General features: G+C 46.0%; 8 protein-coding genes. 3 read left to right on the top strand and 5 right to left on the bottom strand.

Going from position 1 to position 13,776, the window contains the following annotated elements:
* Positions 1 to 135 precede the first annotated feature (135 nt).
* The 5 genes from C5749_RS01975 to C5749_RS01955 all read right to left on the bottom strand — a co-directional run bounded on the left by C5749_RS01975 (position 136) and on the right by C5749_RS01955 (position 8,291).
* Positions 136 to 1,566, bottom strand: coding sequence for a RagB/SusD family nutrient uptake outer membrane protein (locus tag C5749_RS01975; protein WP_105722532.1), 1,431 nt, complete (start codon positions 1,564 to 1,566; stop codon positions 136 to 138).
* 40 nt (positions 1,567 to 1,606) lie between these two features.
* On the bottom strand, positions 1,607 to 5,035 hold the full coding sequence (locus tag C5749_RS01970; protein ID WP_245893585.1) for a TonB-dependent receptor: 3,429 nt from the start codon (positions 5,033 to 5,035) through the stop codon (positions 1,607 to 1,609).
* 240 nt (positions 5,036 to 5,275) lie between these two features.
* Positions 5,276 to 6,460 carry a FecR domain-containing protein gene (locus C5749_RS01965; protein WP_105722530.1) on the bottom strand — a complete coding sequence of 395 codons (1,185 nt, stop codon included), beginning with the start codon at positions 6,458 to 6,460 and terminating at the stop codon, positions 5,276 to 5,278.
* A 125-nt stretch (positions 6,461 to 6,585) separates the two neighbouring features.
* Positions 6,586 to 7,209 carry an RNA polymerase sigma factor gene (locus C5749_RS01960; RefSeq protein WP_105722528.1) on the bottom strand — a complete coding sequence of 208 codons (624 nt, stop codon included), beginning with the start codon at positions 7,207 to 7,209 and terminating at the stop codon, positions 6,586 to 6,588.
* Between the two features lie 188 nt (positions 7,210 to 7,397).
* Positions 7,398 to 8,291, bottom strand: coding sequence for a bestrophin family protein (locus C5749_RS01955; protein WP_105722526.1), 894 nt, complete (start codon positions 8,289 to 8,291; stop codon positions 7,398 to 7,400).
* Between the two features lie 178 nt (positions 8,292 to 8,469).
* On the opposite strand from C5749_RS01955, the gene C5749_RS01950 reads away from it, so the two are divergent.
* The 3 genes from C5749_RS01950 to C5749_RS01940 all read left to right on the top strand — a co-directional run bounded on the left by C5749_RS01950 (position 8,470) and on the right by C5749_RS01940 (position 13,768).
* Positions 8,470 to 9,060 (top strand): RNA polymerase sigma factor, encoded by a 591-nt coding sequence (locus C5749_RS01950; protein WP_146113658.1) that lies wholly within the window; start codon positions 8,470 to 8,472, stop codon positions 9,058 to 9,060.
* Positions 9,061 to 9,123: 63 nt separating this feature from the next.
* Positions 9,124 to 10,302 (top strand): FecR family protein, encoded by a 1,179-nt coding sequence (locus C5749_RS01945; protein WP_105722522.1) that lies wholly within the window; start codon positions 9,124 to 9,126, stop codon positions 10,300 to 10,302.
* Between the two features lie 94 nt (positions 10,303 to 10,396).
* Positions 10,397 to 13,768 carry a SusC/RagA family TonB-linked outer membrane protein gene (locus C5749_RS01940; protein WP_245893584.1) on the top strand — a complete coding sequence of 1,124 codons (3,372 nt, stop codon included), beginning with the start codon at positions 10,397 to 10,399 and terminating at the stop codon, positions 13,766 to 13,768.
* Positions 13,769 to 13,776: the final 8 nt, after the last annotated feature.

The following is a 13,776-nucleotide window of genomic DNA, read 5'->3' as shown; positions in this document are numbered from 1 at the left end:
CTTAACATGTAACTAGCAAAAACAATCCATCATGAAATTAGTATATTACACATTTGCTATCACGTATTAAAAAACTCCCGAGGCTTACACCCCGGGAGTTCATATCAATTACGCGTTCCTATTCTTGCTTTTATTTTAGTAGCCATCGTTCTGTGTAATCAGATTGTTTTGTAAACGTACAATATCCGGAATGGGAAGTAACAGTTTTTCCTCAGTAACCGGTTTTCCTTTAGCTGTTAGCACCGGAACAGCCCGGTTTTGACGTTTCAATACAAACCAGCGTTTAAATTCGCCGGCAAGTTCCATACGCGCTTCGTGTTCGAGCGCTAGTGGAAGCGTACCATACTTAGCTGTCGGATATCCTGACGTGCCCCACAACGGTAAATCGGCCCGATCTCTCACCTCATTCATATATTGAGGGTCTCCCGTCGCTTCCGTCAGCATCAATAGCACATCCGCAAAACGATATACCATAAAATCGTTATCCGCGAGTAAAGTTGTACCGTTCACGGTCGCACCCGGGTGGATCCATTTCTGATAAAACTTCTGTTCTACAAAGGTTGCTCCACTTTGATATCCTAGGGCGACTGTAATATCTCTCCTCGGATCTCCTGCTTCGTACTCATCATACAGATCGTCCGTGACCTGGTTCATACCTACTCCCGAAAATCCGGATAAATTTACATTCGGAAAGAAGAATTGATAAAATGGGCTGTGTGTGCCGGTGCTCGCGTTCGCCGAAGAATACTGGATTTCAAAAACGGACTCTTTGGTGTTCTTCACGTCGGGGCCCCACACCTCGGCAAAGGTAGGAAGTAATGCATACTGCCCACTATTGTATACTTCCAGTAGCGTTTGCGTAGCACTAGTTTTGTCGCCTAAGGTCAGGTATACCTCCCCTAAAGCTGTCTGCGCAGCACCCTTGGTTGGTCGGCCGACCAGTTTTACGTTCGATGCCAAAGGCAAATTCTCCACCGCAAATTGCAAGTCGGCCTTTATCTGTTCATACACTTCCGCTTCCGTGGACCTTAAAATGCCATAGCTCTCTTGTGCCGATACCGCTTTGGTGACGAGTGGTACACCACCCCACATCCGTACCATGTAGAAATAGTACAAACCCCGTAAGAAACGCATCTCCGCTTCTGCCGTCTTTTTATATTCCACATCCAGCTGTGAAGCCTCCTGGAGCTTATCAAGCACCGTGTTTACACTAAATAACGCACTATAGAATGTTCTCCAGAAGCTGTATACCATGACATTAGCTGTCTGGATCGTGTAGTCGCGAATCCCATACTTATCAGCCTGAGCGCCAGCTATCAAGTACAACGTGGCATTGTCGCTCATCAGCTCGCCCGTGTAGGAAACCGGCCCTTCGGGAGCATATACACTGTACAAGGTATTCATAGATGCCGTAATGGCAGATTCAAAGTCTGCTTCGCTGTTATAAAAGTTGTCGGTATTGGCGTTAGAAATCGGTGCCAGATCCGTAAACGATTGCCCACAACCAGCCATAAACAAAACGACTAACGACAGTGCAATCTTATTAAAATGATTCATCTTTTTCATTATTGAAAACGTTTAGATAATGTCTGTAAATGCTATCTCCTTAAAATGAAGTTTTAAAACCCAATGTAACGACCAGTGGTAAAGGATAAGATCCATAATCGATACCGAGCATCGAGCCCGAAGGAAACGACGGAGTCGCCACCCCTGTATTTGCTGCTGATGTACCCGCACTGTAATTGGTCGCTTTATAAGTTGTATTTTCAGGATCGTATCCCCTATACTTACTGAATAATAGCACGTTGTCCGCATTTAAGAATACCCTGAAACTATCAAAAGGCGTTTTACTTAAAACGGACTGGGGAATGTTGTAGGAAAGCGTAATGTTCTTCACCCGAAGAAAGGATGCATCCTCTACCCAAAGCGTCGAAAAACCCTGCTGAAACGGTCGGCGGTTGGCCGAAGGCCTTGGATTTACACCGTCGCCCGGATTTTGTTCGGATTCCCAAAAATTGGATGCTCCGGCAAATAGGTTCCGTCCGCTGTTCCAGAACCCCAAAAAACGATAGTTCTGATTGACAATTTCGCCGCCCGAACGACCCTGTAATAGGAAAGACAATTCTATTCCTTTATACCCAAACCGATTGGTAATGCCGGCAATAAAGTTCGCCTGATTGTTACCCAAGACCGTTCTGTCGTCTGTCGTAATTTGCCCATCGCCGTTGATATCAACAATAATCGGGTCGCCGGGCCTCGTAGTACCTTCATGCGGACTGTTCTCAATTTCCGTGATATTATTGTACACCCCATCAAACACATACCCAAAATAATCCGAAACCGGCGAACCCACGGCAGTACGCACCGTTGTTTCGTTGTCCGTATAGTAAATCGGTGCATTTCCCGGACCCAGCTGCAATACCTTGTTTCGATTCAAGCTGAAATTTACATCCGTCGACCACGTAAAATTACCCTGTACATTTTTCGATGATACGAGTATCTCCACTCCACTGTTGCGCATCTTACCCACATTCGTCAATTGGCTCGAAAAACCGGTAATATCCGGTATTGGCACATTCAGCAACATATCCTCGGTGATGGAGCGGTAAACTTCGACCGTCGCTGAAAGCCGGTTTTGCAATACTGCAACGTCAAGCCCCACGTTCAGCTGGCTTGTTTTCTCCCAGCGCAAGGCCGAATTATCCAGTGTAATGGGCTTTAAGCCCGCAATAATATTGCCGTTGGATACATAATTTGCCGCGCCTAGTAAACTGATGGATCCATAGTTGGGAATCTGGTTGTTACCCACCTGCCCATAACTGGCCTTTAACTTTAAGAGATTTAATCCGGTAAGCCCCTTCATAAAGCTTTCGTCAGATATGACCCAACCTGCAGAAACCGATGGAAAATAACCCCATTGGTTGTTTTTACTAAACCTAGAGCTACCATCCCGGCGTATGCTGGCCGACAGGAAATATCTATTCATAAAATTATAATTTACTCTTCCCAAGTAACTCTGGATGGCCCATTCGCTAGCAGTGGACGTACCACCCGTAACCGTACCGGCATTAATCGTCTGGACGAGATCGTTCGGGAAATTTGCTGCCGTGACCGACTGGAACTCCGTGCGCTCCTTTTGGGATGTATAACCGGCTAAGACATTAAAGCTGTGGTCTGCCATTACGAAATCATAGGTTACGGTGTTTTCCCAGAGCCAATTCAATTTATTTCCAGCATCCGCTGTCGCAGCAGAACTAGCCAAATCTTGGTTAAATCCGTATCCCTGATTTCGCATCCTATAAAAATTGTACGTGTTGTTGGACAAGTTGGCACTCAAGCTCGATCTAAACTTCAAGCCCTCGATAATATCATACTCCAAGAAACCGAGCGCAAACGTATTATAGGCTTTATTCTTTTTATTTGTAAATCTGGTCGTCGCATAGGGATGCCATAAGTTTACCGGGTTGAACTGTTGCGGATACCGATACCAAATCGAATTAGGGTCGACCATGCCCAAGTTACCGTTTTCGTTATACAGCGGGAAAAATGGATCGCTTTGTAATGCCAAACTAATGACATCGCTCTTTCCATTTACACCTTCGGTTCGATCGTGTATACCCGTAAGGCTCAAATTCATACCCACCGATACTTTATCAGATAGCTTTTGCCGAATGTTGGAACGCAAACCCAACCGGCGATAATAATTCTGGTCCAGAACGGCGTCCTGATCCAGCAAGCCTGCCGAAAACAGATACTGTGTTGCATCCGTACCGCCAGACACCGATAGTTGCGCATTGGTCATAGGCGCCGTTCTAAACATCACGTCCTGCCAATCAGTTCCCTGCCCGAATTGTTCAGGGCTGTTTATAAATTCCTCCGGAATCTTGTATAAGGTTGAACCTCCCCTCGCACTGTTCGGATCACTAGCTTTATTTATTTCCGGATTCAGGTCCACCCAAGCATTATTTTTGGCAGCTACGTAATAGCGTATCCATTCCTGCGCATCCATCATATCCACCATCCGGGTTACCTTTTGGATGCCGTAATCAAAGCCAGCGGAGACAATGGCCTTGCCCGGCTTTCCTAATTTGGTGGTAATCATGATCACGCCATTGGCGCCACGCGAGCCATATATCGAGGCCGACGATGCGTCTTTCAATATTTCTACGGATTGGATATCCTGTGAATTGATCATATTCATATTAAAATCTTCCAAGGGTACGCCGTCTACCACGAACAGCGGGTTGGTACCAGCGGTAATGGAGCTGATCCCCCTTATCTGTACGACCGGCGCTGCGCCGGGTGCTCCCTGCGATTGCGTAATGTTCACCCCGGGAACCGTTCCGCTAAGGGATTGTACCACATTGCTAAAAGAACGGTCCTTGAACTCATCGTAGTTAACGGACGCCACAGAACCGGTCACCGATCTTTTCTTCTGCGTACCATATCCAACCACAACTACTTCATCGAGGCTCGAATCTTCGCTTTCCAAGATCACGTTGACCGTTGCCGAGCCCACCGTTACCTCTTTATCAGCGTAACCTACCGAAGAAAAGATGAGTACGTCACCGTTTTGCGCTTGGATGGTGAACTGACCACTTTCATTCGTCGCTGTGGCGATCGCTTTGCCTTTTACCGATACACTTATACCAGCCAATGTAGACCCGCTCCCATCAACTACTCGCCCAGCCACTTCGCGTTGCGCCGCCGTTGCCGAAAACACCATTGGAGCCGTTTTTGTTTCCGCCTGGTGTACCACGATTGACCTGCCATCTACCACATAGGTCAAACCGCGGTCGTCGAAGATGGTCTTCAGTGCATTTTCAAGTGGCACATTTTGTAAGTTCACCGTAACCAGACCCGATTTTTTCAGAACAGCCGCATCGCAGATAATCGTATACCCCGTTTGCGTCTTGATCTCCCGAAAAACATCTTTCATTGCGGCATCCGTTCGATTCAAACTAATGGTTTGAGCCAGCGCGTTAGCATAGCTCTGCACCGAAAAGGCAACGATAAGAAATAGGATTAATTTCATAATTATTAAGTTTCTATAACGTAGCAACAGCTGGCTCCGCCATAGGGATAAAACGTAAATTTTCATCTGAATAATTTGTTTACAAAAGTGATGTGCGAGAAACCGTGATGGATTCCTTACTTTTGATTGGTTTTAAGTTTACATAAATAGTTTATAACGCATTTTATGGAAGTTGACCATCAGCTGGGGAAGCTCCACCTTTCCCAGCTTCTTGTTTACCTTCCGAAGGAGTAAAAGGCTCTATTTCATAAAACGTACCCTCCTTCCCTCAATTTCCACTTTTACATTTTTATTCGTTAGCTGGATTAGTTTCAATACCTGACCAAAGTTTTCACGTCGCGGCACAGAACCCCACAGATAGATGTCTTTCAAAGCTGGATCAACGTGAATATCCAAATCGTACCACCGACCGATTCTATGGGCCGACTCCGTCAGACTCTCTTCATTGAACATAAACTCGTCATTCTTCCAAGTAATATATTCATCCACGTTTACGTCCTGAACCTCCAAGCGCTTTTGTTTTACCACCGCTTGCTGACTGGGATACAGTATCTGTGCAGCCTGTCCCGGTACCGAGACCTTCACCTGTCCTTCCACCAGTGTCACTGCTGATTTATCTTCTGTCGGATAGGCATTAACATTGAAATGAGTACCCATTACGTCAATCCGTTGGTTCGTCGTTTCTACGATAAACGGCTTCGACTCGTCGCCCGTGACCTCAAAATAGGCCTCCCCCGTGAGCTGGACTCTACGTGTACCGCCAGTAAATGTCTGTGGATAGCGCAGTTCGCTTTCCGCATTCAACCATACCTTGGTTCCATCGGCCAAGACAACATAGAAATCACTCCCTCGTGGCACCGACAAGGTCATCATCGCATCGCGCACCTGGGTCCGGTCATCAAACAAAGGGCTTCCATCACTGTAGCGCAGCTGCTCACCGGTAATAATTCCGCCTTCCTCCGAACGTAGTTGCACGTTCCGTCCATCCGACATCGATAAAGTGACGCCGTCTCTACGAGGTAGGATATTCGTCGCCACTTCCATAACGTCTGGCTTTTCGACCCGCTGAAACGGTTGCAGCCATAATAAGCCTACTATAAAAACAGCACAGGCCGCTACAGCTGCCAACCAATACCTCAATCGTTTTACATTGTTAACGGGCCGTATTTCCTCGATTTCATCTATGCGCTCCAGAATCTTGGTCAAAACAGGATCATTAGCCATCTGGTCAGGATCTTGAGATAGGCTATTATATAACTTAGCGGCTTCTAGAAACCGCTGGTTGTCCTCCATTTCTTCGCGTAGCTCCTTCAAAGATGGATGTTTCTCACCAAAGGTATTGATATCGATTTCGGTCGCCTTATCTCGCGGTCGAATTATGAAATATCGCTTCCATTGATGGACAATTTGATCTATTCGTTTCATGGATTTATAATCGTGTTGTCATAGTAAGACACATACCTACCGGATATCTTACACAAAAACTAAAAATAATTGCAAGTAGTTGATTATTAATTAGAAATACTTATTCAGCGAAGATCATAACCTTACTACGAAAACAAGACGTGTAATAACGAGAGCGGCACGACAACGCCTTTTTTCATAAGCAATTCGCGAAGGGTCGCAATGGCCCGGGATCGGTTAGCATATACCGCAGTAGCCGTGAGCTGCAATTTTTCGCTGATTTCCGTTACACTTAGATCTTCCAAGAACGTATACCGAAATACTTCCTGTTGTTTCAACGGCAATTTATCGACCTCTTCCATAATACTTTTGATCAGTTCTGTGCGCACTATGTTCCCGAATAGGTCATCATCCCCTAAGAGTGTTTCTTCGAAATCGGCAGGCACATCTTCTAAAGCTATGGCCTGTGGTCTACGCAGATAGTTTAAACTGGCGTTTTTCGCTGTGACATACAGATAGGCCCTTAAACTATCTACACTTCGAAGATTATTCCGCGCATTCCAGGCCCCAACAAACACATCCGCCACGATATCTTCCGCGACTTCTCGACTCCCCACATAACGTATAACAAAGAAAAGCAAAGGTTGCCGATAGAGGCGGTATGCGGCCGTAAGCCCTTCCACCTCTCCGTTACCCATATCATTTAAGAAGATTGCTTTCTCCATTTCCCGGTTCATATCGTTTTCTCCCCTAGTCCACCCACTAGCCATAACTATTGAAAAATCAAACTATCGTTCCGTATTTGTGTATAGCTCGTTTTCCGATTTATAGCCGCCATCATAAAAGCAAAAACATAGGAGTTCAACTAAATTACGACTCTCATCGGTACATCCGTCCTGTACCGTCTGCACGCGCAGGGAAACCAATCGTTTTAATGCACCATTAGTATTTCGTCCCCTTAGAGAATAAAGAAGGTCTTCGGTTTTAGCGGCTCAGGAATTTCTGGTTCTTTTAGCAATTGCTTTATATTGATCTCGATATTACGCGCTATGGCCGTTACAGGTGTATCGCTGGGTCGGTTACAGAAAGGATCTTGCAAGTTGTACGCAGTTTTTTCAACAAGAAAAAACAAAGCGGCGATAAGTACCAACAGCGGAATTTCGAAAATTGCGTGGACATCTTGTATCGCAATCGATAACGTTATCAGAAAAAGATAAATAGCCGCATGCAGAAAAAAACGATATGTCACTGGAAATACGGTCGTATTTATACGTTCTGCCCTTCCCATAGAATCCACAAGACGCACTAAGGTCTGATCCAGCTGCACTCTGTAAAATTCGGGGATAGACTGCTTATCTGCGACTTCCTTTATACGGGCTGCCTGCATCTGGGTAATGGCTAACGGCACATTTTTATGACGTCGAAGCGTGTCCTCTTCTACCGACGTGAGATTCAGTTGTCTAGCCAATGGATTCAGCCCCCGCAGCGAATCGCCTAAGGCATAACACCACGCGATCTGTTTGTAAGCGACGTCCCTAATCACGTCTTCGTATGCACTGTCCATATAACTTTGAAGTTGTATGACCAGCGAACGAGAATCGTTTACAATGGTACCCCATATTTTGCGTGCCTCCCACCACCGTTCGTAAGACTGGCTCATCTTAAAAGACAACAACACCGATATTGCTGTACCTAAAAATGCCGGAACACCCAAAGGCATGTCTGGAAGCCGATCACCCAGAAAATACGTAAAGGCATTGAAGATCAAACCTACTATAGCCACTGTGCCCACTTCCCTTTTCACCTTATTAAGTATGTAGCGTAAGGGAATACCAGAAGAATATACTATCATACTATGATGAACAAATATCTTTTTGATGTGTTTGTTATCCTGATTTTTTATTTCCCTTGTTTATTGTGACGGGTAGGTGCATTCTTTTACATACCCCGCTTATCGCGTTACCTCCCAAAATATAGCTATATTTGCAGTATCAAAGCCTAGGACTATATGGATCAATAACGCGCACATCATGCATTACCAAGATAAGAAGCAACTACTCGACGACCTGAATATCCGGAAGGAAGAAGCCTTTTCTTTCGTCTTTCATCGGTATTATAGTAGACTTTGCCTTTTTGCCTCGCAATTTATCGATAAATCAGGGGAAGCAGAGGACATCGTGGACGAAGCCTTTATGAAAATATGGCGTGGTCAACGATCTTTTGAATCCATCGATCATTTTAAGAGCTCGTTATACCAAACCACCCGCCATATCGGCTTAAACAAGCGTACATCGGATCTCCGCCGGATCGTACGCGCCGACCATTACGTCTCCTCACAAGAACAGACCCAGCAGAGCCAGCTCCAGCAGATCGTGTATGCCGAAGCAATGGGCGAACTTTACCACGCCATTCAAAGCTTACCCCCTAAGGCCCAACAAATTATTAGAGCTACATACCTGGAAGGCAAAAGCAATGAAGAAGTAGCAACAGCAATGCAGATAAGTATACAGACCGTAAAGAACCAAAAGTTGCGTGCCTTGAGCCTCCTACGTGCGCGATTAAGTCGGGACACCTTCAATTTATTAATACTTGGTGCATTTATCGCGAAAAATTTTCAATAAAATTTATTTTTCTTTAGTACTTTTTCAATTTCGTGCGGTATACTTAAAGAATAGTCTACAATTATGTACGATAAAGAAGAAAACGAACACATTACCATAGGCAGTATTATAGCCAAGAAAATCCAAGGCCTTCCGCTTAGCGGTGCCGAAGAGGAATCAATCGAAAATTGGCTCGCTGATTCGCCTAGAAATCGAGAAATCTATGAGCGATGTAATGACAGGCAAGAACAGGAAGCAAGCTATACCTACTTGTCATCCATAGACGTTCCTGAAGCATTTGCGCGTTTTAAGAGAAATAGACTTGCGGATAAAAGCATCAAGAAAACGTCGACAACACAACGGCTGTCCGCTTACCTGCTTGCCGCCAGCATACTTCTTGCTGGAATGTTTGGTCTTTATACATTATATTTCGAGCACCCTGAAGAGGCGCCGATGGAAAAGACAGCAGCCAGCGTAGACTATGGACCAGCTGGCAACAAAGCGACGGTAACGCTTTCCGACGGCCGCGTGTTCAATCTCGATGAAGTACAAAATGAAATTTACATCGACGAAGACGGAGTCAATTACCGAGACGGATCAATTGTTGCAGAAACGAAGGCCGTCGCCTCTATCGAGATTACAACACCGAGAGGAGGCCTATATAACCTGACACTTCCCGACGGAACGCGCGTAAAACTAAATGCTGGAAGTACGTTAAATTATCCCACGAAGTTTCAGGAGCACAGCAGGGAAGTACAACTAACAGGAGAAGCTTACTTTGAAGTTGTCCAACAGCGCGAACGACCGTTCACCGTCAGAACTTCGGGTCAGATCATCACCGTTTTAGGCACGCACTTCAACGTAGCAGCCTACGAGGGTCCATCCCCTACGAAAACAACCCTTACAGAAGGAAAAGTGCACGTCAAAGAAACCGTCAACCAGACTGCGCTAATCCTCGAGCCAGGCCAACAAGTCGTACTGCATGAAGGTAGGTTATCCAAAAGAGCGGTCAACGTGGATCAAGAACTTGCCTGGCTACAAGGAAAATTTAATTTTGACGGAAAATCCCTACAAGAAGTAATGGACGATTTATCCCGGTGGTATAACGTGGATGTCGTTTACAAAGGCGAAGTGCCAGATATCCATTTCTTCGGCGGGACCTTTCGTTCCAGCAAGCTATCAACGATCCTCAGCATATTAGAAAGTAATGCGATACACTATCGGATGACCGAAGACCATAAATTAATTATTTCAGGAAAATAAAAAAAGAAAGGAGGTTATCGAAACCTAATAACACGAAAGTACCCCTATAAAGATTGAATCGAACACTGTCTAATGACCAACCTTAACAAAATTAATGAACTTAAGTTACTCTATCAGCGTGATCAAGCTAAGTGCAATTATGTATTTTATCGCATGTCTGCAATTCGGATATGCCGCATACACACAAACTATTACCTATACTGCCAAAAACGAATCTCTTGAAACCGTCTTACAGGCTATAAAGAAACAAGTTTCCTACGAGGTGCTTGGTACAACGGACCTTTTAATAAATAAAGAACCGGTAAGCATTGTGGCAAAAAATATGTCGCTATCGGCATTTCTTGACAAGGTCCTACTCCCAAGAAAGATTGCATACCGCATCGTAGACCGGACGATTATCTTGGAACAGTTGCGGACGAAACCAGCCTCCACGCCGTCGCAGCAGCATGAAAAGCCCGCACAGCAAATACGGAGCGGCCGTATACTACGAAGCGACGGCACATCTTTGAATGGCGCCAGCATCGCCATAGACGGCAAAACAGTGGCCGTTGCCGATGCAGACGGCCGGTTTACCTTACCGGCGATGCCCCCTGGTCAATCCTTCACCGTGACCATGGTGGGCTATTTACCGGTGACGGTATCCGTACAAGAAAATAAGTTCTCGTATACCATCCAACTAAAAGAAGAAGTAGCCCATGTAGACGAAGTCGTCGTTACGGGGTACCAAGTTATCAAAAGGGATTCCTATACAGGTACGGCCATTACCAAAACGGGCGAAGAACTTCGGCAGGTAAGCCCGCAGAATCTGCTACAAGCCGTGCAGGTCTTTGACCCTTCTTTCAAATTACTGGACAATAACCTTGCAGGTTCAAACCCCAATGCTTTGCCCAACATCAATGTTCGAGGCGCATCGTCACTTCCCAGCGGTAGCGGAGAAATATTGCGGCGCGATAATGTTACGGGAACCACCAACATGCCCGCCTTTATACTGGATGGCTACGAAGTCAATGTACAAAAGGTACTCGACCTGGACATGACCCGGATCGAGACCGTAACACTATTGAAAGACGCGGCTGCGACTGCTATCTACGGGTCGCGCGCTGCCAATGGCGTGATGGTTATTACCACAAAGACCCCCAAAGAAGGTAAACTGCGTGTCTCCTATACCCACGAGACCAATGTCAATATGCCGGATTTAACCGAATACAATCTGCTGAATGCCACTGAAAAACTGGAGTATGAACGGCTGGCTGGTTTATTCGACGCCACACTACAACAGCAACCCCAGGAAACACTGGACGAGCTGTACTACCAAAAGCTATCCAATGTATTGGGTGGCGTTGATACCTATTGGTTATCACAACCCCTACAGACGGCAGTTGGCCAACGACACGGTCTCTTTTTGGAAGGTGGTTCCCCGGTGTTCCGTTACGGGGTAGACATGCGTTATCAAACGCGTCCTGGCGTGATGAAAGGATCCAGCAGACATCAATACTCTGGCGGCTTAAATTTTAGCTATAACCTACAAAACAAGATACGGTTCCAAAACGAATTAGCCGTTACGGTTGTGAATGGAAACGAATCCCCCTATGGCAGTTTTTCACAGTATGCCCGCATGAACCCCTACTACCGAATGACGGATGACAACGGCAACATTATCCAACAGGTAGATACCTGGCGGCGGATCGCGGCAACGGGACACGGTACCAATGAGTTCGTGCTAAATCCGCTTTACAACGCTACGCTCAATAGCTTTGAACAGCTAGGCTATACCGAAGTGATGAACAACCTATCCGGAGATTTTGATCTTGGAAACGGTCTACGTTTACGTGGCCAAGTTAGCTTGTTAAAGCGTATGCACACCGGCGACGATTTTCGGTCGCCCTTGGCCAATCAATTTTTTAATTACTCCACCGACCGTACGAATGAAAAGGGAAGCTATACGAGTTATAGTAACGACGAGTTATTCTGGGATGCCAATATACGGCTGAACTGGCTTAAACGAATAGGCCAGCATGACTTTAATGTAGTTGCGGGAACCAATATACGCACCGAAAGCTTGGATGAACGGTCGTTTACAGCCATTGGGTTTCCAAATGATCGGTTCACCAGCATTGGGTTTGCGCGGGGATATGCCGAGAACGCAAGCCCTTCCAGTAACTTCGTCGCCTCGAGGCTATTCGGTGCGTTTATGAGCGCCAACTATTCTTTTGCCAACAAGTATTTGCTAGATGCCACCATACGCGCAGATGGTTCGTCCAAATTTGGAAGTAACAATCGCGTGGCTCCGTTTTGGTCATTGGGCGCCGGATGGAACATACATCATGAAAGCTGGTTCGAGAATTCAGTGATCAACCAGTTGCGCTTACGTGCAACTACCGGACTAACAGGATCTGTACAATTTGCGCCCTACATGTCTAGGACTACCTACATATACGAACAAGGCAACTGGTACTCTTCCGGAGTCGGAGCCATCGTTGCGAACTACGGCAATCAGAACCTGTCGTGGCAGAAAACGCAAAATACCGATATTGGATTCGACATCGCACTATTCAGTGACCGGATTATGCTTTCTCCACGGTTTTATTACCGCAAAACCAAGGATCTCCTTTCGGACATCAATTTGCCCCCCTCGACCGGATTCGTGTCTTACAAGGAAAACCTAGGCGATATCGAAAACCGGGGTATCGAAGTCAATATGAACCTAACGCCTGTCAAGACCGCAGACTGGACCGTCAGCTTTATGGCGAACCTAGTTCACAACAAAAACAAAATTGTCCGTATTTCCAATGCTTTAAATAGCTACAACAACCGTGTAGACGAAGCACAACAAGGGGAAGATCTAAGAGGTGTCCCGCTCTTACGTTTTAAGGAAGGGCAATCCATTGATGCGATATACGCCGCCCCTTCTTTAGGTATCGATCCCGAGAGCGGCCGCGAAGTTTTCGTCAAGCAAGACGGCACGCTATCGTATATCTGGGATCCACGCGACATTACTGTTGTCGGAGTCGCTACACCCAAGCTCGAAGGATCATTTGGCGGAACGTTTCGTTATAAGCAGTTTACGGCCGTTGTCTATTTCCAGACAAGATTGGGAGGCGATATGTACAACCAAACGCTTATAGACCGCGTAGAAAATGCGGATCCACGATACAATGTGGATAGACGTGTACTCGAAGAAAAATGGCAAGAACCTGGAGACGTCACATTTTTCAAGAGCATTCGGGACTACGGCAAAACGGAGGTGTCCTCCCGGTTCGTGATGCCCGACAATCTGTTGACGCTACAATCCGTGTTTCTATCCTACGATTTGCAGCCAGCGTTTGCCAAAAAAATGTCGCTCAGTAATCTGCGCCTAGGACTGACGGCCAACGATATCCTTCGCTTCTCGTCCGTTGAGGTAGAGCGTGGAATCAATTATCCCTTTGCAAGGAGCATAAGCTTTAGTTTGCAAGCATCGCTATAACATGATGG

It is taken from the genome of Sphingobacterium gobiense (genome assembly GCF_002980575.1).
Lineage (GTDB): Bacteria > Bacteroidota > Bacteroidia > Sphingobacteriales > Sphingobacteriaceae > Sphingobacterium > Sphingobacterium gobiense.
This window is presented reverse-complemented; position numbering and strand designations above follow the sequence as displayed.